Consider the following 21938-nt stretch of genomic DNA (forward strand, 5'->3'; position numbering starts at 1 on the left):
GTGCCCGGCGATCGCAGGCATCGGTTGCCGTCACTGTTTGCCGCCGGCGTGGAATCCGACCCGTACGTGCGGCGGCGCGTACCGTGGGCGCCGGAGGTGTTGATCTCGATGACCGGCTGGGTCGAGCACGTGGTGTGGTGGCACGCCCACCCATTGACGTTCCTGGGTGCCGAACGTGACGCGCTGCCACCCGGCGCACCCGCCGTACCACGGTTGCGCGGGTTCGAGCCGTGGCTGGACTACCTGGTCGAACTCGGGTGCAACGGCCTCGCCCTGGGCCCGGTTTTCGCCTCCGCCACGCACGGCTACGACACCGTCGACCACCTCCGCGTCGACCCGCGGCTGGGCACAGAGGACGACCTGCGGCGGCTGCTCGACGAGTGCCACCGACGCGGGATCCGGGTGCTGTTCGACGGCGTGTTCAACCATGTCGGCCGGGACTTCGGGCCGTTCCGCGATGTGCTGGCGAACGGGCGCTCATCGTCGTACAAAAATTGGTTTCGCCTTGATTTTGATGGTGATGGCCCGGACGGCTTCGGCTACGCCGACTTCGAGGGGCACCGCCACCTGGTCGCGCTCAACCACGACGAGCCTGCGGTGGTCGACTACGTCGCCGAGGTGCTGCGGCACTGGCTGGACTTCGGCATCGACGGCTGGCGACTGGACGCCGCCTATGCGGTCCCGTTGCCGTTCTGGCACGCCGCGGTCGGCCGGGCCCGGGAGAAGCACCCGGACGCCTGGTTCGTCGGTGAGGTGCTGCACGGCGACTACCCCGCCTGGGTGAGCGACGGCGGCCTCGACTCGGTCACCCAGTACGAGCTCTGGAAGGCGATCTGGAGCAGCCTGAACGACCTGAACTTCTTCGAGCTGGCCTGGGCGCTGGAACGCCACGACACGTTCTCCGCGACGTTCGCCCCGATGACCTTCGTCGGCAACCACGACGTGACCCGGCTGGCCAGTGCGCTGACCGAGCCGCGGCATCTGGGCCTGGCGCTGGCCGTGCTGTTCACCGTCGGCGGCGTGCCGAGCGTCTACGCCGGCGACGAGCAGGCGTTCCAGGGCGTCAAGCGGGACCGTGAGTTCGGCGACGACGAGGTCCGCCCGCCGTTCCCGCCCGCGCCGGCCGACCTCGCCGCCTACGGCTGGCCGACCTACCACCTGCACCAGCAGCTGATCGGCCTGCGCCGGCGGCACCCGTGGCTGCACCGCGCCACGACCAGGAAGTTGGTGGTCACCAACAAGCAGTTTGCGTACGAATCGGTCGCGCCGGACGGCGCCCACCGCCTGATCGTCCTGCTCAACGCGGCGACCGAACCCTACGACTTCGACGTGGCCACGAGCGGCCCGCTGCACGTGGTGTCCTCCCACGACGGCACCGACCACGGAACGTCAGTCCCCGGCCCCGGCTGGTCCGTCCTGGAACCGGCCTGATGACGGTTCAGCTGATTCCGCGGTTTCCGGTGGACGATCGGGAGCTGAGCGGGCTGCACGCCCGGGCGTTCGGCAGTGACCCGGCCGCGGTGCGGCCGTGGGCCGCGCGGCTGGAACGGCATGCGCTCACCTGGATCGGTGCCTTCGACGGCAACCGGCTGGTCGGGTTCATCCAGGTCTGCTGGGACGGTGGTGCCCACGCGTTCCTGCTGGACACCGCCGTCGACCCGGACCAGCAGCGTCGGGGGATCGGGATCATGCTGGTGACGGCGGCGGTCGACGAGGCCCGCGCGGCCGGCTGCGAGTGGCTGCACGTCGATTTCGAGCCGCACCTCGAACACTTCTACCTGGAGCAGGGCGGCTTCCGGAGCACGCCGGCCGGGCTGATCGCGCTCTGACCGGCGGGTGCTGTCAGCTCTCGTGGCCGCACCCGTCGACGGTCTTGTCGCAGGCGCGCAGAGCACTCCAGCCGAGGACGCCGGTGACCGCGTCGTACCTGTCCTGGATCTGCAGGCCGTCGTCGGTCAGGTCGCAGGCGTGAATGCCCTGGTCGTGCCGGCTGTTGCGCATCTTCACGACGTTCAGCGCCCGTCCCACCCCGTCGCAGAGCTCGATGTAGCGGATCTGGATGACGTTCTGGAACAGGAACATCAGCCCGACCAGCGGCTCGGTGATCGGGCCGAAGGTCCGGGTCTCGCTGGTCACCCACAATGAGGCGCCCGAGGTGCGGATCAGGCCGAGCAGATTGCGCAGGTAGGCGGGGAACCGTTCGGTCTCGCGGGCGGCGTTGGCCATCTCGGCCAGGCTGTCGATCACGATCCGGCGGGTCGTGCCGTCGGCCAGCCCGTGGCGGGTGACCGACGACAGGCCGTCGAGGTCGAGGTTGCCCATCGGCACATGGGAGATCACGAATCGGCCGTCGTCCCGGGCGGCCCGCAGGTCCCAGCCGAACTTCTCCGCAGTGGTGAGCAGTTGGTCGGCGGTGTCCTGGAAGCTGATGTAGAGGCATCGTTCGCCCTGGGCGATCCCCTCGGCGATGAAGCGGAGCCCGGCGATGGTCTTGCCGACGCCGGACGGGCCGAGCAGGAGCGTCGCGTCGGTGCGGGGTATCCCGCCGCCCATCAGCGCGTCGAGGCCGTTGATGCCGGTCGGGATCCGGCCCTTCTCGGGGATCACCTCCGCCGAGACCATCGACTCGATCCGGGGGAGCACCTCGAACCCGGCGTCGGTGATGTGGATCGTGTGCGCGCCGGCCAGGTGGGCGGCGCCGCGCATCTTGATCACGCGGAGCCCGCGCCGGTCGATCGGCTCCCGGGGTTCGTAGGACAGCTGCAGGATGCCGTCGGCCAGGGCGAACTCCACGCCGGTGAGCGTCTCCTCGGCGGTGTACTCGCCGAGCAGCAGCAGGACCGTGCCGGCCCGGGCGACCCGGCTGTTCATGTCGTAGAGCGCCATTCGCAGGTCGTGCTCGCTGACGAAGTCGCGCAGCATCTTCACGCTGTCGATGACCACCACGGCCGGTTGGTCGTCGAGGGACTTGCGGACCACCTCGTCGACCAGCGGGGTGAGGTCGTTCTTGACGCTGTCGCGCAGCATGTCACCGAGGTGGACGTATTCCACCTGGGTGCCGAGGCGCTCCGGCTCGAAGAAGCTGAACCCGCGCAGATGGTCGACGAGCTTGCTGTGCGGCTCCGACAGGGTCGTGTAATAGATCGCCTTGTGTTCCGGGGTGGCGTTCGCGAAGCAGATCTGCTGCGCCATGATGGTCTTGCCGGCGCCGGGCGGCCCCGCCACGACGATCATCGATCCGCGGTCGAGCCCGCCGCCGAGCACCAGGTCGAGATCTGCCAGCCCTGTCGACATCCGGGTCACCGAGTTCCACGTCCCTTCAGTAGCAGTTCCTCGACGGCCGCCAGCAGCGACGCGGTAAGGCAGGGCTTGCTCAGCACCATGTCGGCCTGGCCGGCCAGCTGCGAGTCACCACTCACGGACAGGACCGGGATCATGGCGGTGGCCGGGTCCTCGCGCAGCCGGCGGATCAGCTCGACGCCACTCATGATCGGCATCATCATGTCGGTGATCACCAGGTCCGGCGCCCAGGCGCGGACGGCGGCCAGGGCCATCGCTCCGTCGCCGGCCTCGGTCACCTCGTGACCGGCCTTGGCGAGGATGCGCCGGTGCATGAACCGTATGTCGGGTTCGTCGTCGACGACCAGGACCTTGCTCATCGCGCTCGTCCGTCCTCCGGGCAGCAGTCGGCTTTGCTGCCGCCGGGGTCCGGGGCGACGGGGCCGGCTGGCACGCCTGGTCGGCCCTCTCGAGACTGGCACGGCTGTCCGTCCGGCGCGGGGATACCCGCCGAACCCGGCGGAATTTACCCGACGAAGGCCGGACAGGCAGCAAGAACAGCCCGAAAGGCCGTCCGCGCCGGTGTGATGGGCGAGGCTCGTGCACGGATCACTGATTCGCGCCCGCGGGGCCGGTCCCTATTATTTGATCTTGGCCGGCCGGGCGCCCGAGCGCCCCGCACCCGTACCTGATCGGAGTTCGATGTTCCCCCGCAGCACACCCGGACCGTCCCTTCTGCGCGGCGCGACGCAGCGACGGCTCGGCCGTCGCGACGCGCTCCGGCTCGGCGGTCTGTCCGCGTTCGGCGCGGCGCTGGCCGCGTGCGGCGTGCAGGGCACCGGCGTGCCGGCGGCGAGCGTGGACGCGGGCACCCTGGCCACGTTCTGGCAGGGCAAGACGCAGCACGGCAAACTCGACTTCGCGAACTGGCCGCTCTACATGGACCCGAAGCGGCCCGAGCTGGCGAAGTTCACCGAGCAGACCGGCATCGAGGTGAACTACCAGGAGGTCATCCAGGAGATGGGCCCGTGGTTCGCCAAGGTGCAGCCGCAGCTGTCGGCGAAGCAGTCGATCGGCTTCGACCTCATGGTGATCACCAACGGGATCCAGTTCGGCCAGTTCCGCGCGGCCGGGTTCCTGGCGCCGCTGGACCACGCCCAGCTGCCGAACTTCACCAGGAACGCGGGCGCGAAGTACACCGGCGAGACGTTCGACGAGGGCAACGTGTTCAGCGTGCCGTGGTCCTCGGGGATCACCGGCATCGCCTACGACCCGGAGAAGACCGGCCGGGAGATCACCAGCCTGGCCGACCTGTGGGACCCGAAGTTCAAGGGCAAGGTCGGCATGATGTCGGACGTCACCGAGCTGGGCAACTTCGGTCTGCTGGCCGCCGGGATCAAGCCGGAGGACTCGACCGAGGACGGCTGGCGCAAGGCCGCCGCCCTGCTCAAGAAGCAGCGGGACGCCGGCATCGTCCGTAAGTACTTCGAGCAGGACTACGTCGACGCGCTCGGCAGCGGCGAGGTGTGGCTCACCCAGGCCTGGTCCGGCGACGTCTTCCAGAAGAACCTCTCGGACGGCACGAACCTCACGTTCGTGATCCCGGAGGAGGGCGGCACGATCTGGACCGACAACTTCGCCATCCCGATCACCGCGGCCAACCCGGTCGACGCCCTCAAGATGATCGACTTCTTCTACGAGGTCGAGAACGCGGCGGCGCTGGCCGAGTACATCAACTACGTCTGCCCGGTGCCGGCCGCCCAGGCGCAGATCACGAAGGACGCGGCGGCGCTGACCGGCTCGGACCGCACCGAGATGCAACAGGTCGCGGCGAGCCCGCTGGTCTTCCCGAGCGAGGCCGACTACGCCAAGCTGCACTACTACGTCGACTTCAACACCGCCGAGCAGCAGCAGACCTTCTCCTCGATCTTCGACGCGATCATCCTGGGCTGACCGGGCACCGCCGCCGTGGTCGCGCGGCGGCGGTGCCCGGCGCCCTCAGGTCAGCCGCCGGTGATGGACCAGTGCCAGGCCTCGGCGGGCAGGTTGACGAAGCCGTACTCCTTGGCGTGCACGGTCAGCCACTTGAAGGCCGGTGTCTTCGAGGAGATGGTCCTGCCGGCCGACGAGATGTCCACGGCCAGCCCGATCTCGTGCAGGGAGCGGCCGGGGATCGCGGTCGGGACGCGGCAGGACGAGGCGGGCGCGGTCCAGACGTCCGGGCAGCCGTTGATCGTACGCAGTTCGATCTGTCGTTGCGTGGTCCGGAAACCGCCGCCGGAGATCTGGACGCCGTCGGCCTGCGCGTCATCGACCATGCGCTTGAACGCGAACGCGACGGTCTTGTTCACCGTCACGCTGTAGACCTGCGTGGTGTCGGTGGCGGCCTTGAACGCCGGCCGGATCTGCGCGACCACGTCCCGGCTCAGCGTGCCGGCCTGGGTCGCCAGGGCCGCGGCGGCGGGCAGCGCGACGTACGCCGCACGGGTCTTGGCGGCGGCCGCGGTGGTGAAGCTGACCGCGGCGGTCGCCTTGGTGAGCCGGGCCGCGGCGGTCTTCACCTCGGCGCGGGCGAGGGTGAGCGCGGCGGCGTACCGCTGGTACTGGAGTTTGCGTGTGGTGACCGTCTTCGTCGCCGCGGTGACGGCGTTGGTGGCCTTGGTGACGGCGGTCGCGCTGCGCGGTTTGAGCTTGCCGGCCGTACTCAAATTGGTTTTTGCCGCGACCAGGGCCTTGCGGGCGGCGGCGTGCCGGAGGCGGGCGTTGGTCTCGGCGGTGACCGCCGCGGTCAGGGTGCTCTGCGCGGCCGTGCCGGCCTTCGTGGCCGCCGCGGCCTCGGCGGTCCACGTGCTGATCGCGGCCTTCTGCCCGGCGTAGGTGGTGCGCATCGCCGCGGCCGTCGCCTCCCGGGTCAGGCTGCGGTACATCAGTCCGGACCAGGAGACCGCCGCCGTGGCCGCCTTGGTGGAGGGGGCCGTTGCCGCCTGCGTCGGTGCGGGCGTGCCGAGCGCCGAGGCCACCGCCGTCAACGCGATGATCGCGGCGGCGGACTGTCGTCGAGTTCGCTGTCGTGTCGTCACCCGGCGACTGTCCGTGCCGGCGGGTGGGTGCTCGGTTCCTGTCCGGGTCCGATCAGGTTGCGGCAGACCACCGCCTCCCCGGTGGCACGCACCCCGGACGGTCAGTTCGGCGTGAACAGCCCCTGGATCCCGACCAGGATCGCGATCACTCCGAAGACCGCGATGACCAGTGGCCAGCCGCCCGGCTCACCCGGCCCCGGCGAGTTCAGCACCCGGCGACCGGTCAGCTTCTCCCAGGTCAGCAGCAGTCCGACGGCGAGTCCGACCACCTCGAAGTGCCAGATCCGCCCGTCGAACAGGTGCACGATCAGCCAGAAGCCGGCCGCGACCAGCGCGACGATGCCGATCAGCCAGGACCAGCGGGCCACCCGCTCGGTGAACCGCTCCAGGCCGCCGCCGACGTTCGGGATCCGGCGCAGCAGCGGGATGCCGAGCAGCAGGCCGCCGAGTATGTTGGCGAGGTCGAGCAGAAGGGCCATGGCGGAGAGGGTAACGGGAGCGCTCCCACCCCGCTACACCAGGCTTAACCTCCGGTCCGCGACGCCGATCCGGATCCGCTGGCCCCAGGAGAGCTCCAGGGCGTCCGACTCCAGGCCGTCCGCGAAGACCACGAGCCGCTCGCTCTCGCTGGTCAGCTCGAGTTCGCGGCCCGGCGCCAGGAGGCCGGACACCTCCAGGACGCCGGTGGCCGGTGAGGGCCAGGCCTCTCGTACGAACCAGCACAGCGCCGGGTCACCCGGCCCGGGCAGCGCCGGAGCGGCCACCCGGTCCCGGGCGATCGAGGCGCACCAGCCGGTGGCCCCGGTGCCGGTCCCGACGATCAGCCCGGACGACGACTGGCGCTCCCGGGCACCGTCCGGCGTGGTGATCACGTACCGGGCCGACTGGTGGCCGGCGTGTCCGACATAGATCTCGTTGAGACCGGACAGCTCCTGGCCGTCGTCGAGCCGGGCGACCACCATGGTGCGGTCCTGCGTCCGGGTCCGGCTCTGCAGCAGGGCGCCGACCGCGGCGGCGGGGTGCCGCACCAGCACACCGGGGTTGCGCCCGGGCTCCGGGTTCACGCCGATCACCGGCTGGCCGTCCAGGTACTTCGCCACGTTCGCGACCAGCCCGTCCTGTCCGACCGCGACGATGACGTCCTCGGGGGCGAACAGGAAGCGGGGCAGGTCCGTACGCTCGACGTGGCCGCGCCGCCAGTCGGCCGGGACCGCCGCGCCCACCTCGGTCAACGCGGACCGCTGCGCCTCGTGCCGGGCGGTGACCTCGTCGAGGTCGCGCCCGCGCTGCTTCAGGAAGTAGGCCGCGGCGCCGCGGGTGCCGTGCCGGGCGAGCAGCTCGTCGAGCTCGCTGCGCCGCGACACGACCACTACGCGGGGATTGAGAGAGCTCATCCGATCCGGCCGATCAGCTTGGTCAGCAGGTCCGGCGTGACCGTCAGCTCCTTGATCGCCGGCAGGTGCTGTGCCAGCTCCTTGAGCGCGAGCGCCTGCAGCACCTCGGGCGGCAGGTCCCGGTACGCCGCCAGCCGCGCCGCCTCGGCCTCCGCCTCGGCCAGCCCGACCACCCGGGTGCCGGCCGCGCGGGCCTCGTCGCGCAGTCGCACCGCGTCCGCCTCGGCGCCCGCCGCCAGCCGGGACTGCTCGGCCGCGCTCCGCACCGCGACCAGCTCCGACTCGGCGTCCAGCTCGGCGCTGCGCCGGGCGTTCGCGCCGTTCTGCTCGACCAGGTGCTGCTCCTGCTTGGCCAGCTCGATCTTGCTCTGCAGCTCGTTCTCGGCGATCGAGCGTTCCTGCTGGACGGCGTGCGCCCGCCGGGCGTAGGTGGCCCGGTCCGCGTCCTGCTGCACTTTCTCCCGGGTCGGGGTCTGCAGCGCGCGCTCCAGGTCGGGCTCCGGCCGGATCGCCACCACCCGGGCGCTGACCACGGTCACCCCGGTCTCGGCCAGCCGCGGGTCGGTGGCCAGCGCGTCCGCGACCGACTGCCGCACCGGCGCGATCCCGGTGGTCAGCGCCTCGGCCAGGGGGAGCCGGGCGATCAGGTCGAGCGCGGGCTGCTGGGCCAGCTCGGCGAGCAGGGTGGCCACCTGGTCGAGCGGCTGACCGGTCCAGCGTCCCCGGTACGGGTCGATCGAGAAGTCCAGCCGGGACGCGGCCGCCGCCGGGTCGCTGACCCGGTAGGTCACGGTGGCCTGCACGGTCACGTCGGCGAAGTCCTCGGTACGGGCGTGGAACAGCAGCGGCAGCTCCCGGTCGTCCACCGGCACCTCGGAGAGCACCGCGGTGAGCGGCCGGTACCAGAACGCCAGTCCGGTGCCGGAGCGCTTCGCCTTGCCCTGGACGGTGTGGCTGACCCAGCTGGTCGGAGCCGACCGCAGGTGTCGCAGGTGCAGTCGGCGCTTGATGTCAGCCATCGAGGAGTCCTTCCGGGGTGGATCGTTTTCGTCATGGTGACGATAAAGGGTCGTGGTTATTATCGTCAACATGACGCTATACATGGCGGCCGTCACAGTTGATCTCGTGTTGCTCACCATCCGGCGGGGCGCGCTGCAGGTGCTGCTGGTCCGCCGGGGCATCGAGCCGTTCCTCGGGCAGTGGGCGCTGCCCGGCGGCTTCGTCCACGACGACGAGGACCTCGACGTGGCGGCGGCCCGTGAGCTGCGCGAGGAGACCGGAGTGGACCCGACCGCCGGGCACTTCGAACAGCTCGCGACATACGGCACCCCGGGCCGGGACCCGCGCGGACGGGTGGTGACCGTGGCCTACCTGGCCCTGCTGCCCGACCTGCCGGCCCCGGTGGCCGGCAGCGACGCGGCACACGCCGAGTGGCGCCCGGCCGACGACCCGGGCCTGGCCTTCGACCACGACCGGATCCTGGCCGACGGCGTCGAGCGCGCCCGCGCCAAATTGGAGTATTCACCCCTCGCCACGGCGTTCTGCCCGCCCGAGTTCACCGTCGCCGAGCTGCGCGGCGTCTACGAGACGGTCTGGCGAACCCGCCTCGACCCCCGCAACTTCCACCGCAAGGTGACCACGGCCGAGGGTTTCGTCGAGCCGACCGGCCACAGTGTCACCCGCGACCGCGGCCGCCCGGCGCAGCTGTTCCGCCGCGGCCCCGCCACCCTCCTGCATCCCCCACTTTTGCGGCCTTGACCAGCATTTTTTCGGTACGGATGAGGAGCGCCCGTCCGTAGGCTACGAGCCGAGTCCCGCCCGTGCGGCCACCGCGAGACCGCTGCTGCTCCGAGCCGGAGCGCGCCCCCCAGCTTCTGGCTGGTTCTCAGGGGTGCCTCCGGGCCCGGAGGCACCCCTGAGAACCAGCCAAGGACCGAGCGCGCGCCACGGCCGGGTGGCCGCGCGACCGCGCGGCGGGGTCCGGTGTGGGGGATGGCGAGGTGTAGCAGCCGTCCGCATCGGCCGAAAGTCGTAGAGCCGCGCCGGGAGCCCCGACCGACGGCCGATGCCCGGCGGCCCCCGGACGAGAAGGATCGGTTGCATCGACACGCCATGCTGCATCGAGCATGCGTTCGGCAACGGGGGAGGAACAGATGTCGGTGGTCGCGGAGCATCCGGTGGAGTCGCAGGAGGAGGTCGCCCCGGCTCGCTGGGTCCGGCCCCCGTCCTCCCGCCGCGTCGTGGCCCGGGCGGTGCAGTTCGTCGGCGCGACCGGCGCCGTCTTCTCCGTGCTCCCGCCCCGGCACCACCACGTCACCCTGCTCGCCGACATGATCCCGACCGCCGGGATGATCACCGCCCGGGTGGCCGCCGCGGTGGTCGGCGTCCTGCTGGTCTACCTCGGCGCCGGCCTGCGTCGCGGCAAGCGCCAGGCCTGGCAGCTCGCGCTGGTGCTGTCGCTGCTCAGCGTCGCGCTGCACGTGGTCAAGGGCGGCCTGGTGCCGACGATCTTCGCGGGGGCGATCGCGGCGCTGCTGGTCGCCGAGCGCGACGAGTTCACCGCGGCCGGCGACCGGCGCAACCGGTGGCGGGCGGTGCGGGCCTGCCTGACGTTCCTCGGCGCCGGTTTCGCGCTCGGTGTCGCCGAGATCGCCGTACGGGTCAACCGCCTCGACGGCCACTCCGGCGTGCTGAGCTGGGCCGAGCACGCCGGCCTGGGCCTGATCGGGGTCACCGGGCCGGTCCACTTCCAGTCGCCGGTCGGCGCGCTCACCGTCTCGGTCACCACCGGGGCGTTCGGGCTCCTGGCGTTCGGCTCCGGGGCACTCCTGCTGCTGCGCCCGAGCACCGGGGAGCAGTCCTGCCCGGTCGCCGACCAGACCCGGCTGCGCGAGGTGCTCGACCGGCACGGCGACGGCGACTCGCTCGGCTATTTCGCGCTGCGCAGTGACAAGCAGTTGGTCTGGGCGCCGTCCGGCAAGGCCGCGGTGGCGTACCGGGTGGTCAACGGGGTGAGCCTGGCCTCCGGTGACCCGCTCGGGCTGCCGTCGGAGTGGCCGCGGGCGATCGGGCAGTGGCTGGCCGACTGCGCCGAGCACGGGTGGACGCCGGCCGTGCTGGCCTGCGGGACGGCGGGTGGCCGGGCGTACCAGAAGGCCGGGCTGGACGTGATCGAGCTGGGTGACGAGGCGATCGTCGACGTGGCCGGGTTCTCGCTGAACGGGCGGCCGATGCGCGGCGTCCGGCAGGCCGTCGCCCGGATCCGCCGGGCCGGGTACACCTGCACGATCCTGCGGCAGCGCGACCTGCCCGCGGAGACCCTGGCCGAGGCGATGAGCTGTGCGAACGCGCTGCGCGACGGCAAGGTGGAGCGCGGTTTCTCGATGGCGCTGTCCCGGCTCGGCGACCCGGCCGACGGGGACTGCCTGCTCGCGCTCTGCCGCGACGAGGACGGCGTGCTGCGCGGGGTGCTGCACTTCGTGCCGTGGGGGCGGCGCGGCATGTCGCTCGACCTGATGCGTGGCGACCGGACCGCGCCGAACGGGCTCACCGAGCTGATGGTGGTCTCGGCGATCGAGGCCGCGCCCGGGTTCGGCGTCGAGCGGATCTCGCTGAACTTCGCGGTGCTGCGCTCGGTGTTCGCCCGGGCCGAGGAGCTCGGTGCCGGCCCGGTCATCCGGCTGTGGTGCCGGATCCTGCGGGCCGCCTCCAAGCTGTGGCAGATCGAGTCGCTGTACCGGGCGAACGCCAAGTACCTGCCGGACTGGGAGCCGCGGTTCCTCTGCTTCCCGTCGGCCCGGGACCTGCCGCGGATCGCGATCGCGGCGCTGAGCGCGGAGTCGTTCCTGCCCGCGCGCGGCACTCCGGCCGCATGAGCCTGGTAGGCATCCCGCTGATCCTTCTGACCGCGCTGCTCGCGGTGGTCGCGGTGGTCGCGACCGTGCGCGGCTGGCGACTTCTTCCGGTACGGATCGTCGGGCTGATCGCGGTCGAGGTGCTCGTGGTGGCGTGCGTGGGCCTGATCGCCAACCGGTCGGAGAGCTTCTACCCGTCCTGGCAGGCGCTCGGCGGCGACACCGGCGCGGCCGTGGTCACCCCGACCACGGCCGGCCGCCTCGACGCGGCGCTGCACGCGGCCGGCGCGATCGACTGGTCACCGCCCGAGGCGGCCCGCTGGGAGACGGCCGTCCCGCCGGTGCTGATCGTCCCGCCGGACTACGCCGAACCGGCCGGCCGCTCGTTCCCGGTGCTGGTGGCGCTGACCACCCGGGCCGACGCGGCGCAGGTGGAGCGGACCGCCGCCGCGACACCGGGCGTCGTGACCGTGCTGCTGGTGCCGACCCGGGCCACCACGGCCGCGACTCTCGGTACGTTGGGCGACAGCCTCAGCCGGGACGTCCGCAGCACCGCGAGCGTGGCCCTGCTCGCCGACCCGACCTGGGCCGCCCTGGCCGCGTCCTGGCCGGGCCACCCGGTGGTCACTCCCGGACACACCGCCGCGGCGTTCGCGACCGCCGTCCGTGACCTGCCGTCGCCGCTGGCCGCACCGCAGCGGCTGCCGTCCCTCACCGACCAGGGGAGTCCGTCGTGACCATCGACTCACCGGCGACGGTGCTCCTGGCGATCGCCGTCGTGCTGGCGGTCACCGCCGGGCTGGCCCTGCTCTGGGACCGGACCCGGGTGCCGGCCCGGATCGCGCTGGTCGCCGTGGTCGTCCTCAGTGTCACCGGGACGGCCGCACTGGAGCTGAACCGGCTCACCGAGACGTATCCGCACTGGGGCGACCTGGTCGGCGACCCGGACGCGCCGCTCGCGCTGCCGGTGCTGCCCGGCGCCGGCCCGTCGGCGAGCGTGCCACCCGTGCCGGGCCCGCCCGGCAAGGGGAAGATCGTGACGTACCAGGTGGCCGGTGCGGCCGGCGGGATGAGCATGCCGATGAGCGTGTACCTGCCGTCGGAGTACTTCACCCGCCCCGACCTGCGGTTCCCGGTGATCGAGGCGTTGCACGGCTATCCGGGCACCCCCGAGTCGTGGATCCGCCGGCTGGAGATCGCCGCGAACCTGGACCGGGAGATCATCGCCGGGCGGATGGCGCCGACGGTGGTGCTGCTGCCGTACCAGACACCGGATCTGCTGCTCGACACCGAGTGCACGAACATGACCGGTGGGCCACAGACCGAGACGTACCTGACCCAGGACGTACCGAAATGGGCCCTGGAACACCTGCGGATCCGCAGCGATCGCGCGGCCTGGGGTGTGACCGGCTATTCGGCCGGCGGTTTCTGCGCGATGAACCTCGCGCTGAAGCATCCCCAGCAATACTCCGCGGCCGCGAGCCTGTCCGGCTTCGCCGACCCGGGCATCAAGGTCGGCGACGGCAGCGAGAAGACCACCAACAACATCGCCTGGCGGCTGACACACCACCCGCAGCCGGACCTCGCCCTGTGGATCGGCTGGGCCGAGGACGACCGCAACGCACGCGTCGGGTCCCGCCAGATCGCGCGGCTGGCGAAGGCGCCGCTGACCGTGGTCACCGCGATCGTCCCGCGCGGCGGGCACAGCCACGCGGTGTGGCGGCAGATGGAGGGCCCGGCCTTCGACTGGCTCTCCGCCCAGCTGGCCCGGCCCGCTCAGGCGTAGTGGTCCAGCACTCGCAGCGCACGCAGGGTGTTCCAGCGGCTGGGCGCGCCGTCCACCTCCTCGTCGAGGGCGAACCAGACCTGACCGGGATGGGTGTTCTCCAGCGGCCAGGTGCCGTCCGGCCGCTGCTTGGCCCGGACCAGGTCGAGGGCCTCGCCCAGGCGCTCGTCCGGCTCGGCCCCGGTGGCCCGGAAATAGTCCAGGGCGCGCAGAACGTCATATCGCCATCGCGTCGGAAACGAAAATTCAAGCCATTCCGGTACGACCACCGCGCCGGTGCTGCGTCGCCGGAACAGTCGTCGGCTCAGCAGGTACTCCTCGCCGCGCCGACGGGCCTCGATCGTCGCCGGGGTGCCGCCGGTCGCGTTCTGGTGCGCCAGCAGCCCGTCCAGCACGCAGAGGGTGCTCGCGAACGAGGAGACCACCGACCCGTTCTCGGAGTAGCAGTTCCACCCGCCGTCCTCGAGCTGCGCCCCGAGCAGCCGTTTCAGCACGTCCTCGACGTCGTGGCCGAAGTAGGCGCCGATCTCGACGACCCGCCCGTTGACGCAGGGCTCCACCTCGCCGAGGAAGAACAGCTCGCCGTTGTACTCCCACCGGGCGTTGTCCCGGGCCCGCTCCACGGCACGCTGGACCCGCTCGTCGGCCGGGTCGACGCCGAGGCCGGTCAGCAGCTGCAGAGTGTGCAGCGTGGACGTCCAGGGCTGACCGAGGTCCTTGCCGGTGTCGTCCCGGTCGAACCAGCCGCCCGGGAAACACGCCCCGCCGTCCCACTGGCCGTCGTCGCCCTGGCAGTCGAGCAGGCGTGCGCCCCAGCCTGCCCGGGCGATCCGGGCGCGTTCCGCCGCGACCTCCGCCTCCGGCGCCCGCACCAGGTCGCGGAGCACCTGCCAGCGGATCGCGGGGTCGGAGTCGAGCAGCCAGTCGAGCACAGCCATGCGGGCGACCCTAACCCCGTACCGGTCGATCCGCAGCGCGGGTGATCTCCGCCGGCCGCCGCTGGGCTAGCATTCGCCTGGAACTTTGTTCCGGATCGGCAGGGGAGCGGATTGAGCGGGGACACGACCGGCGGGCGGCGGGTGCGCGCCGACGCGCAGCGCAGCCAGGACGCGCTGCGGGCGGCGGCCAAGGAGGTGTTCGCGACCTCCGGGGTGCACGCGCCGGTCCGCGAGATCGCCGAGCGTGCCGGGGTCGGCCTGGGCACCGTCTACCGCCACTTCCCGCAACGGTCCGACCTGATCACCGCGGTCTTCCGGCACGAGGTCGACGACTGCGCGGCCTCGGCCCAGGAGCTGGCCGCCACGCACCCGCCGGTCGAGGCACTGGCCCTCTGGCTGGACCGGTACGTCGAGTTCATCGCGACCAAGCTCGGCCTGGCCGCGGCCCTGCACTCCGGCGATCCGGCGTTCGAGTCGCTGCCCGGCTACTTCGACAAGCACCTGCGCCCGGCGCTCGGCGCCCTGCTCGACGCGGCGGTGGCGGCCGGCGAGATCCGCGACGACATCGACCCCGGCGACCTGCTGCCGGCGGTGGCGAACCTGTCGCTGCCCGCCGAGGGCGACCCGGCGCACACCCGCCGGATGGTGGCCCTGCTGATCGATGGTCTGCGCTACCGCCCACGGGACTGAAAATGTCGTAGGGGCGGCCTATCTTGGCGCCGTGACCGATGAGTGGGACGTGATCGACTGGGCGCGGCTCGACGGCGCCCACGGCCCGGCGACCGAGGCGCCGGCGATCCTGCGGGCCATCGCCTCACCGGATCCGGAGGCCGCCGGCGAGGGCCGGTTCGCGTTCTACTCGAGCCTGCACCACCAGGGCAGCGTCTATCCGGCGACGGTGGCGGCCATCCCGTTCCTGGCCGACCTCGCGATGCGCCCCGGCGTGCACGGCCGCGACGAGCTGCTCGACTCCCTCGGGCTGCTCTGCGCGCCCGGCACCTCGTCGGCCGGGACCCGGGCGGCGGTCGCCGCGGTGAGCGACCGGCTGCGCCCGGCCCTGCACGATCCGGACGTGGCGGTCCGTGAGGCCGCGGTGTCCGCCCTCGCCCGCAGCGGCCCGGCACACGGGTTCGCGCTCCGGGAGCGCTGGGCCGCCGAGACCGTGCCGCAGATCCGGGCCGCCCTGCTCTGTGCGATGGCGCTGTACGAGCCGGTCCCGCCCGCCGGTCTGCTGCGCGCCGCGATGGCCGAGCCGTTCCCGGTGCCCCTCGCGGCGGCCGGCCTCCTCGCCCGGGCCGGTGTCGCGCTGAGTGCCGAGGAGATCGCGTTCGCCGCGGCCCAGCTGGACGTCGACGAGCCGTGGGACAGCCCGTGGCGCGAGCGCGACCTGATCGACCTGCTCGACGCCGCCGGCGCGGCTGCCCTGATCGACGCGCTGGTCGCCCGGCCCGCCGCCTCCGCGCGCGTGCGCGCCGCCCGGTGCCTGGCGGCCCGGTTCCGGAGATGGCGGTCCGCCCCGGCCGCGCTGATGGACCGGCTGGTCCGGCTGCTCGGTGATCCGGACCCCGCGGTGCGGGAGGCCGCGGCCGGCGCGGCGTTCGAGGCGGGCCGGGCAGCGGCCGCGGCCGCCGACCAGCTGGCTCTGATCGCCGAGGAGTCGACCACCGCGCTGGACGTCCTGCTCCGCCTCGGCGATCCGCGCGCCGGCGCGGCGCCGGCCCCGGCCGGGGCCGGCGCCCGGCCGACCGTGCCGGAGCGGGCCGCGGCGTTGCCCGGCGCCGGTGCGGAGTCGGCGCCCGGTGCTGGGGGAGCGCTGGTGCCTGGTGCCGGTGCGGAGCTGGCGCCCGGTGCTGGGGGAGCGCTGGTGCCTGGTGCCGGTGCGGCGCTGGTGGCCGGGCTGTGGCGGGTGCTTCGCGAAGGAGCCTGGTGGGCGGGGCCGGATGCGGCCCGGGCGCTGTGGCGCGCCGGTGTGCCGGTCGGTGACCTGATCCCGCCGCTGCTGGCGATGATCACCGATTCGCCGCGCCCGGCGGAGGCGGTGACCGTGCTGGCCGAGATCGGGGCGGTGGCGGCCGTCCCGGCGCTCCGGGAGCTGGCCGAGCGAGACGAGCGGGTGATCCAGAGCGGTCAGCCGGACCATGTCTGGCGCGACGACGAGCTGCGTGATCATTTGCGGTCCGCCAGCGCCGATCTCCAACGGCGCACGGCGGAGTCGGATACGCCCGATTAGGTGTCGATAAGACGACTTTCGCCGGGCGGGATCGAACCGGAGGGGCCGGTTGTGGTGTTCTCTCCGGCGAGCATGTAGGCCATCAGGGGGAGCGATTCAGATGACTCAGGCGTATCCGCCATGGGGTGAGCCGCAGCCGAGCGGAAACCCGGCGCCGCAGCCCGGATTCCCGCAGGTCCCGCCGGGCATCCCGCCGGCCCAGCCCGCGTTTCCGCAAGCCCCGCCCGCGTTTCCGCAGGCCCCTGCCGGTTTTCCGCCGGCGCACCCGGATGTTCCGCAGGCCCAGCCCGGCGGCTACCAGGGTTACTACGACCAGCAGCCGCCCGCCCATCCGGGCTATTACCAGCAGCAGCAGCCCGGATATCCGGCGACGGGCGCCACCGCCATCGCGATCACCATGCGGTACGCCCCGATCGCGTTCCTGCTCGGCCTCTTCACCCCGGTGCTCACCGTCAACGGCCAGCCCGTCCCGGTCGCCTGGAAGCGCCCGGCCGTCCTCCCGGTCGCCCCGGGGCAATATCACGTGCACGCCCACGTGCCGTATCTGATCCCGACCCGGATCGGCAAGGCCGACCTGGTGGTGAACATCGGCCCCGGCCAGACCGCCGATCTGGAGTACCGCGCCCCACTGATCGCGTTCCTGCGCGGCGCCCTGGGTCCCGCGCCACAGCGGTACCCGGGCATGGCCGCCGCCGTCGCGATCAACGTGATCGCGCTCGTCGCCGTGATCGTCGGAGTGTTCGGCGTGGTCAACGGACGGGGCGGCGCCGGCGGGCCGGACTTCTCGCTGCCGACCGGCAAGACCCCGGCGATCGGCCACCTGCCCGACAACGGCGTGCCGAGCTTCCCGGTGGACCCGTCGTTCCCGGCGGTGCCGACGTTCCCGGGGCAGGAGCCCGAGTCCACGCCGACCACCGCCGCACCCGCCGCCGGGGAGCCCGTGCTGCGGCCCGGTGCGACGGTCCGCAAGGTGGCCGGCGCGACGTTCGCGGCGGGGGAGAAGTCCTACACGATGGCGTTCAAGGGCTGGCCGTTCGCGTTCCGGACCCCGCCGACCTGGGGCTGCATCGGCGGCAAGATCGACCTGCCGGACACCCTGGCCTGGGTCTGCGTCAACGAGCAGGACTCCAGCGGCGGCGAGCGGACCGGCATCATCCTGCGCCCGTGCCCGGCCGCCTGCTCGGTCGCGACCCGGCAGAAGATGGACAAGGAGTGGTTCCTGGAGACCGCCGGGCTGAAGCGGGTGAACGCCGTCACCCAGTTCCGGCAGACCGCGAAGAACGCCAAGGGCAAGTACCAGCTGGAGTTCAGCCACTTCTTCACCGACCCGGCCACCAAGAAGAAGTACCAGGTCGGGGTGGACGCGCAGGCGCTGCCGCTGAAGAAGTCCTCGGCGCAGAAGGTGGTCAACGACATCTTCTCGCAGACCACCTTCTGAGCCGTCCGGCGCGCCGCGGGTCCTACGCCGTGGGTGCGGTGCGCCGGCGGCTGCGGTAGGCGCGCATCGACATCTGCGAGTTGCAGGCGGCGCCGCAGAACTGGCCGGACTGGTTGCGGGTCTTGTCGAAGAAGCCGGCGTGGCAGGACGGGTTCTTGCACAGCTTCAGCCGGGGCCACGCGCCGCGCGCGGCCAGGTCGGCGGCCGCGGCCAGCACGGTGCCGAACACGCCGGGGATGCCGGTCTGCGACGCCTCCGCGGTGACACCGTCCACGGTGACCCGCAGGACGGCCGGGTAGCGCACCGCGACGGCGCGCAGGTACGCCTCGGCCTCGGCGGCTGACGCGTCCCCGCAGCCGCAGTGCACCCGGAGGATGTCGGTGAGCGCGTCTCGCAGCTCTCGCGCGGCCGCCACGTCGGCGCCGGTGACCGGATCCGACACGGTCAGGCCTGCGCCGGCCAGCCACGCGGTCAAGCCGGGGACATCGTCGAGCTGGTCGACGCGTCCGTTCTCGCTCGGCCGGGTATTGACCAGGGTGAGCAGGAGATCGGAGGTCACGCACTCGCTGGACATGTCACCTTCCGTTACCTGTTACCGCACGACGGAGGCAACTCTAGCGCAGCTTCGTGATCAAGTCGTCTGGCGTTTGCTGCAAAGTTGGTTCGCAGCTAACGTCGGAGCCGTAAGTGCGGCAACCGAGAGGAAAATGAAATGAGCAAGGTTCTATTGGTACTCTCCGGTGCCCGAGTGTGGAGCCAGCTGGACGGGACGCAGCACCCGACCGGTTTCTGGGCCGAGGAGTTCGTCGCCCCGCACCGGATCCTGATCGGAGCCGGCCAGGAGGTCACCATCGCCACCCCGGGTGGCCGGGTGCCGGTGGTCGACGAGCGCAGCCTCGACCCGGCGGCCGGTGTCGACGAGGCGGCCGCAGCTGACTTCCGGTCGTACCTCGCGGAGGTCAAGGGGCTGCTGGAGAGCCCGGCTCGGCTCGAGGACGTGGACCCGGACGAGTTCGACGCGGTGCTGATCCCGGGTGGTCACGGCCCGATGCAGGACCTCGCCGTCGACCCGGACGTGGCGCGGATCCTCGGCACGCTGCTGCCCGACCAGAACAAGGTCGTCGTCTCGCTGTGCCACGGGCCGGCCGCGTTCCTGGCCGCCGGTGACAGTGACGGCTGGCTGTTCAAGGGCCGCAAGCTGACCGCTTTCACCGACGAGGAGGAGCGGCAGGCCGGGCTCGCCGCGAAGGCGCCGTGGCTGCTCGAGGCGCGACTGCGCGCGGCCGGCGCCGCGTTCGAGTCCGGCCCGGCGTGGGGGCCGTACGTGGTCGTCGACGGCAACCTGATCACCGGGCAGAACCCGGCGTCGGGTGCTCCGTCGGCCGAGGCGCTGCTCAAGGCGCTCGCCGCCCGCTGAACCAGGCACCACCGAAGGCCGGTCCGGATCACTCCGGGCCGGCTTTTTTGCTATCCAAAGTTCCGGAACCGTGCGCAGGGTGCCGCTCTGACCTGCGAGTTTGCTTCCGGTACCGGTTTCGGGGCATTGACAGCAATTAACGGCCCGTTCACAGTGGCGGGCAAGAGAGCGCTTTCACTCGGCCGTCCCCGCCGTGAAACCGCCTCGAAACAAGGCCGGCGCCGGCCCCGCTCCCCTCGCTCCCGGACGGAAGGCTGCTCGACCATGCGCAAACGTCCCCTCATGGCAGCCGCGGCAGCTGCCGCGCTCGTCACCTACCTGCTGGTCGCCGCCACCGCGGCCAGCGCCGCGGACACCCTGTTGTCGCAGGGCAAGACCGCGACCGCCTCGTCCTCCGAGTCGGCCGCGTTCCCGGCCGCCAACGCCGTCGACGGCAACGGCGGCACCCGCTGGTCCAGCGCGTTCAGCGACCCGCAGTGGCTGCAGGTCGACCTCGGCGCCAGCGCCACGATCACCTCGGTGGTCCTGGACTGGGAATCCGCCTACGCGAAGTCCTTCACCGTGCAGGCCTCGGCCACCGGCAGCTCCTGGACCACGCTCTACAGCACCACCACCGGCGCCGGCGGGCGGCAGACCCTGACCGTCAACGGCACCGGCCGGTACGTGCGCCTGAACACCACGGTCCGGGCCACCCAGTGGGGTGTCTCGCTCACCGAGTTCCAGGTGTTCGGCACCGGCGGCGGGGGCGGCGGCACCACGCCGACCATCCCGCCGGGCGCGGTGCGGGTCGCCGAGTTCCTCGCCGACTGCCCGTTCACCCACCGGCTGCCGGACGACCCGATCGTCTTCCCGAACCTGCCGGGCGCCTCGCACATGCACAGCTTCTTCGGCAGCACCGTGACGAACGCGTCCACCACTGTCGACCAGCTGCTCAACGCGAACAGCAACTGCAACCCGTCGATCGACAAGTCGTCGTACTGGATCCCCACTCTGTACCGCGACAACGTGCCGGTCGAGCCGGTCACCGGGATCTTCTACTACCTCGGTGAAGGGGTCAGCGACGCGCTGATCGCGCAGACCCAGCCGCTGCCGCTCGGCCTGCGGATCGTGGCCGGCAACGCCAAGGCCACCGGTCCGGAGGACAACACCATCGCCCGCTGGTCGTGCCTGGCCGCCGGCGAGGTGAACCCGTCGCACGACTTCGTCAACTGCCCGACCGGGGCGATGCTGGAGTCGTACCTGGACTTCCCGCACTGCTGGGACGGGCGGAACCTGGACTCGGCCGATCACAAGAGCCACATGGCGTACCCGGTCGGCAACGCCTGCCCGGCCAGCCACCCGGTGGTGGTGCCGAAGCTGCGGCAGGTCATGCGGTACCCGATCACCGGTGACCCGAGCAAGCTGCGGCTGGCGTCCGGACCGGGCTACACCATGCACGGCGACTTCTTCAACGCGTGGCCGGTGGACGAGATGGCCCGCCGGGTCAACGACTGCATCCGGATCATCGTGAAGTGCGGAGCCGACGGCCGGCCCTGATGACCTCGATTGATCAGTTTCCTTGATCATCTCTGCGGGGGCGACGTAGGTTGCCCCCGTGGAGATTCCGTCGATAAGTGACCAGACGCGTCAGCAGCACGCCGCCTCGTTCGGGGCGGCCGCCGACGCGTACCGGCGAGGCCGGCCGCCGTACCCGCGGGCGGCCGTCGAGTGGCTCGTGCCGGAAACCGCCCGAGACGTCGTGGACCTCGGCGCCGGCACCGGGAAGTTCACCGAGCAGCTGGTCGCGGCCGGGTTCGAGGTGGTCGCGGTCGAGCCGTCCGCCGGGATGCGCGAGCAGCTGGCGGCCGCGGTGCCGGGTGTGGCGGTGCACGGCGGCACGGCCGAGCACATCCCGCTGCCGGACGCCTCGGCCGACGCGGCGGTGATGGCGCAGGCGTGGCACTGGGTGAAGCCGGAAACCGCGATCCCGGAGATCGCCCGGGTGCTCCGGCCCGGCGGCACGCTCGGCCTGGTGTGGAACATCCGCGACCTGACCGAGCCGTGGGTGGCCGAGCTGGACGACGTGATGCACGAGCACACCCGCGAGGAGATGGACACGGCGCCGGAGCTGGGCGGGCCGTTCGAGCAGCTCGAACGTACCGAGATCCGCTGGCGGCACACGCTGACCCGAGCCGAGCTGCTGGACATGGTCGCCTCGCGCAGCTACGTGATCGTGCTGCCCGCCTCGGAGCGCGACGAGCTGCTCGGCAACGTCGCGGAGCTGCTCAACTCCCACCCCGACCTCGCCGACCACGAGGAGCTCACCCTCCCGTATGTCACCCGCTGCACCCGCGCGGTCCGGCGATAGACCGATGGGGCTTTCGACCGATCCTTTTCGGTACGAATGAGGAGCGGTCGTCCGTAGGCCACGAGCCACGTCCCGCCCGTGAGGCGGCGCGACGCCCGCTCCTGCTCCGGACCGCGGCGCGCCTGCGGGGTCCCGGCTGGGCCACAGGGGTGTCTCCGCGACGCGGAGACACCCC

At 72.1% G+C, this 21938-nt stretch carries 21 protein-coding genes; 13 read left to right on the forward strand and 8 right to left on the reverse strand.

What is annotated here, in order from left to right:
- Positions 1-48 precede the first annotated feature (48 nt).
- The gene (locus Apa02nite_RS37785) at positions 49-1431 is read left to right on the forward strand and encodes an alpha-amylase family protein (protein ID WP_239164819.1); all 1383 of its coding nucleotides are present in this window, start codon (positions 49-51) and stop codon (positions 1429-1431) included.
- Positions 1431-1829, forward strand: a complete 399-nt coding sequence (locus tag Apa02nite_RS37790; RefSeq protein WP_203829332.1) for a GNAT family N-acetyltransferase — start codon at positions 1431-1433, stop codon at positions 1827-1829. Before Apa02nite_RS37785 ends, Apa02nite_RS37790 begins: the two co-directional genes overlap by 1 nt.
- 13 nt (positions 1830-1842) lie before the next feature.
- Here Apa02nite_RS37790 and Apa02nite_RS37795 read toward each other — a convergent pair whose 3' ends face one another.
- On the reverse strand, positions 1843-3294 hold the full coding sequence (locus Apa02nite_RS37795; protein WP_239164820.1) for a DUF7125 family protein: 1452 nt from the start codon (positions 3292-3294) through the stop codon (positions 1843-1845).
- Positions 3295-3299: 5 nt separating this feature from the next.
- Positions 3300-3659: a response regulator gene (locus Apa02nite_RS37800; RefSeq protein ID WP_203829334.1), complete on the reverse strand. Its 360-nt coding sequence runs from the start codon at positions 3657-3659 to the stop codon at positions 3300-3302.
- Between the two features lie 322 nt (positions 3660-3981).
- Here Apa02nite_RS37800 and Apa02nite_RS37805 point away from each other — a divergent pair, with 322 nt between their 5' ends.
- A complete protein-coding gene (locus Apa02nite_RS37805) occupies positions 3982-5232 on the forward strand; it encodes a polyamine ABC transporter substrate-binding protein (protein ID WP_203829335.1) in 1251 nt (416 codons plus the stop codon).
- A gap of 50 nt (positions 5233-5282) precedes the next feature.
- Here Apa02nite_RS37805 and Apa02nite_RS37810 read toward each other — a convergent pair whose 3' ends face one another.
- From Apa02nite_RS37810 to Apa02nite_RS37825, 4 genes are all read right to left on the reverse strand, one after another.
- Positions 5283-6359 (reverse strand): D-alanyl-D-alanine carboxypeptidase family protein, encoded by a 1077-nt coding sequence (locus Apa02nite_RS37810; RefSeq protein ID WP_239164821.1) that lies wholly within the window; start codon positions 6357-6359, stop codon positions 5283-5285.
- A gap of 101 nt (positions 6360-6460) precedes the next feature.
- On the reverse strand, positions 6461-6838 hold the full coding sequence (locus tag Apa02nite_RS37815) for a hypothetical protein (RefSeq protein WP_067698923.1): 378 nt from the start codon (positions 6836-6838) through the stop codon (positions 6461-6463).
- Between the two features lie 33 nt (positions 6839-6871).
- A complete protein-coding gene (locus Apa02nite_RS37820) occupies positions 6872-7753 on the reverse strand; it encodes an NAD(+)/NADH kinase (RefSeq protein WP_203829336.1) in 882 nt (293 codons plus the stop codon).
- A complete protein-coding gene (locus Apa02nite_RS37825; RefSeq protein ID WP_067698927.1) occupies positions 7750-8772 on the reverse strand; it encodes an SPFH domain-containing protein in 1023 nt (340 codons plus the stop codon). Before Apa02nite_RS37825 ends, Apa02nite_RS37820 begins: the two co-directional genes overlap by 4 nt.
- Before the next feature lie 70 nt (positions 8773-8842).
- Between Apa02nite_RS37825 and Apa02nite_RS37830 the strand changes: the two genes are divergently transcribed.
- The 4 genes from Apa02nite_RS37830 to Apa02nite_RS37845 all read left to right on the forward strand — a co-directional run bounded on the left by Apa02nite_RS37830 (position 8843) and on the right by Apa02nite_RS37845 (position 13393).
- Positions 8843-9511, forward strand: a complete 669-nt coding sequence (locus tag Apa02nite_RS37830) for an NUDIX hydrolase (RefSeq protein ID WP_067698929.1) — start codon at positions 8843-8845, stop codon at positions 9509-9511.
- 395 nt (positions 9512-9906) lie between these two features.
- On the forward strand, positions 9907-11628 hold the full coding sequence (locus tag Apa02nite_RS37835; protein WP_203829337.1) for a phosphatidylglycerol lysyltransferase domain-containing protein: 1722 nt from the start codon (positions 9907-9909) through the stop codon (positions 11626-11628).
- Complete coding sequence (locus Apa02nite_RS37840) at positions 11625-12344, forward strand: hypothetical protein (RefSeq protein WP_203829338.1); 720 nt, start codon at positions 11625-11627, stop codon at positions 12342-12344. Before Apa02nite_RS37835 ends, Apa02nite_RS37840 begins: the two co-directional genes overlap by 4 nt.
- Positions 12341-13393, forward strand: coding sequence for an alpha/beta hydrolase (locus tag Apa02nite_RS37845; protein ID WP_203829339.1), 1053 nt, complete (start codon positions 12341-12343; stop codon positions 13391-13393). Before Apa02nite_RS37840 ends, Apa02nite_RS37845 begins: the two co-directional genes overlap by 4 nt.
- Here the strand turns inward: Apa02nite_RS37845 and Apa02nite_RS37850 are convergent.
- Positions 13384-14331, reverse strand: coding sequence for a hypothetical protein (locus Apa02nite_RS37850; protein ID WP_203829340.1), 948 nt, complete (start codon positions 14329-14331; stop codon positions 13384-13386). The genes Apa02nite_RS37845 and Apa02nite_RS37850 overlap by 10 nt on opposite strands.
- A 111-nt stretch (positions 14332-14442) precedes the next feature.
- Between Apa02nite_RS37850 and Apa02nite_RS37855 the strand changes: the two genes are divergently transcribed.
- The 3 genes from Apa02nite_RS37855 to Apa02nite_RS37865 all read left to right on the forward strand — a co-directional run bounded on the left by Apa02nite_RS37855 (position 14443) and on the right by Apa02nite_RS37865 (position 17999).
- Positions 14443-15021, forward strand: coding sequence for a TetR/AcrR family transcriptional regulator (locus Apa02nite_RS37855; RefSeq protein ID WP_067698937.1), 579 nt, complete (start codon positions 14443-14445; stop codon positions 15019-15021).
- A 31-nt stretch (positions 15022-15052) separates the two neighbouring features.
- On the forward strand, positions 15053-16561 hold the full coding sequence (locus tag Apa02nite_RS37860; protein ID WP_203829341.1) for a hypothetical protein: 1509 nt from the start codon (positions 15053-15055) through the stop codon (positions 16559-16561).
- Between the two features lie 100 nt (positions 16562-16661).
- Entirely contained in the window at positions 16662-17999 is a 1338-nt protein-coding gene (locus Apa02nite_RS37865; protein WP_203829342.1) for a hypothetical protein, read from the forward strand.
- A 22-nt stretch (positions 18000-18021) separates the two neighbouring features.
- Here the strand turns inward: Apa02nite_RS37865 and Apa02nite_RS37870 are convergent, their stop codons facing one another.
- The gene (locus tag Apa02nite_RS37870) at positions 18022-18573 is read right to left on the reverse strand and encodes a CGNR zinc finger domain-containing protein (protein WP_203829343.1); all 552 of its coding nucleotides are present in this window, start codon (positions 18571-18573) and stop codon (positions 18022-18024) included.
- A 138-nt stretch (positions 18574-18711) separates the two neighbouring features.
- Between Apa02nite_RS37870 and Apa02nite_RS37875 the strand changes: the two genes are divergently transcribed.
- The 3 genes from Apa02nite_RS37875 (at position 18712) to Apa02nite_RS37885 (ending at position 21763) form a co-directional block, all read left to right on the forward strand.
- Positions 18712-19416: a type 1 glutamine amidotransferase domain-containing protein gene (locus Apa02nite_RS37875; RefSeq protein ID WP_203829344.1), complete on the forward strand. Its 705-nt coding sequence runs from the start codon at positions 18712-18714 to the stop codon at positions 19414-19416.
- Positions 19417-19698: 282 nt separating this feature from the next.
- Complete coding sequence (locus Apa02nite_RS37880) at positions 19699-20952, forward strand: DUF1996 domain-containing protein (RefSeq protein ID WP_239164822.1); 1254 nt, start codon at positions 19699-19701, stop codon at positions 20950-20952.
- Between the two features lie 58 nt (positions 20953-21010).
- A complete protein-coding gene (locus Apa02nite_RS37885) occupies positions 21011-21763 on the forward strand; it encodes a class I SAM-dependent methyltransferase (RefSeq protein WP_203829345.1) in 753 nt (250 codons plus the stop codon).
- Positions 21764-21938 lie beyond the last annotated feature (175 nt).

Origin of the sequence: Actinoplanes palleronii, assembly GCF_016862315.1 — a bacterium.
GTDB classification, from domain to species: Bacteria; Actinomycetota; Actinomycetes; order Mycobacteriales; family Micromonosporaceae; genus Actinoplanes; species Actinoplanes palleronii.

What these genes read in the sequence shown, in the direction of transcription:
- Apa02nite_RS37790 (WP_203829332.1), top strand. Translation starts at nt 1,431, where the DNA reads ATGACGGTTCAGCTGATTCCGCGGTTTCCGGTGGACGATCGGGAGCTG.
- Apa02nite_RS37795 (WP_239164820.1), bottom strand. Translation starts at nt 3,294, where the DNA reads ATGTCGACAGGGCTGGCAGATCTCGACCTGGTGCTCGGCGGCGGGCTC.
- Apa02nite_RS37800 (WP_203829334.1), bottom strand. Translation starts at nt 3,659, where the DNA reads ATGAGCAAGGTCCTGGTCGTCGACGACGAACCCGACATACGGTTCATG.
- Apa02nite_RS37805 (WP_203829335.1), top strand. Translation starts at nt 3,982, where the DNA reads ATGTTCCCCCGCAGCACACCCGGACCGTCCCTTCTGCGCGGCGCGACG.
- Apa02nite_RS37815 (WP_067698923.1), bottom strand. Translation starts at nt 6,838, where the DNA reads ATGGCCCTTCTGCTCGACCTCGCCAACATACTCGGCGGCCTGCTGCTC.
- Apa02nite_RS37820 (WP_203829336.1), bottom strand. Translation starts at nt 7,753, where the DNA reads ATGAGCTCTCTCAATCCCCGCGTAGTGGTCGTGTCGCGGCGCAGCGAG.
- Apa02nite_RS37825 (WP_067698927.1), bottom strand. Translation starts at nt 8,772, where the DNA reads ATGGCTGACATCAAGCGCCGACTGCACCTGCGACACCTGCGGTCGGCT.
- Apa02nite_RS37830 (WP_067698929.1), top strand. Translation starts at nt 8,843, where the DNA reads ATGACGCTATACATGGCGGCCGTCACAGTTGATCTCGTGTTGCTCACC.
- Apa02nite_RS37835 (WP_203829337.1), top strand. Translation starts at nt 9,907, where the DNA reads ATGTCGGTGGTCGCGGAGCATCCGGTGGAGTCGCAGGAGGAGGTCGCC.
- Apa02nite_RS37840 (WP_203829338.1), top strand. Translation starts at nt 11,625, where the DNA reads ATGAGCCTGGTAGGCATCCCGCTGATCCTTCTGACCGCGCTGCTCGCG.
- Apa02nite_RS37850 (WP_203829340.1), bottom strand. Translation starts at nt 14,331, where the DNA reads ATGGCTGTGCTCGACTGGCTGCTCGACTCCGACCCCGCGATCCGCTGG.
- Apa02nite_RS37865 (WP_203829342.1), top strand. Translation starts at nt 16,662, where the DNA reads ATGACTCAGGCGTATCCGCCATGGGGTGAGCCGCAGCCGAGCGGAAAC.
- Apa02nite_RS37870 (WP_203829343.1), bottom strand. Translation starts at nt 18,573, where the DNA reads ATGTCCAGCGAGTGCGTGACCTCCGATCTCCTGCTCACCCTGGTCAAT.
- Apa02nite_RS37875 (WP_203829344.1), top strand. Translation starts at nt 18,712, where the DNA reads ATGAGCAAGGTTCTATTGGTACTCTCCGGTGCCCGAGTGTGGAGCCAG.
- Apa02nite_RS37880 (WP_239164822.1), top strand. Translation starts at nt 19,699, where the DNA reads ATGGCAGCCGCGGCAGCTGCCGCGCTCGTCACCTACCTGCTGGTCGCC.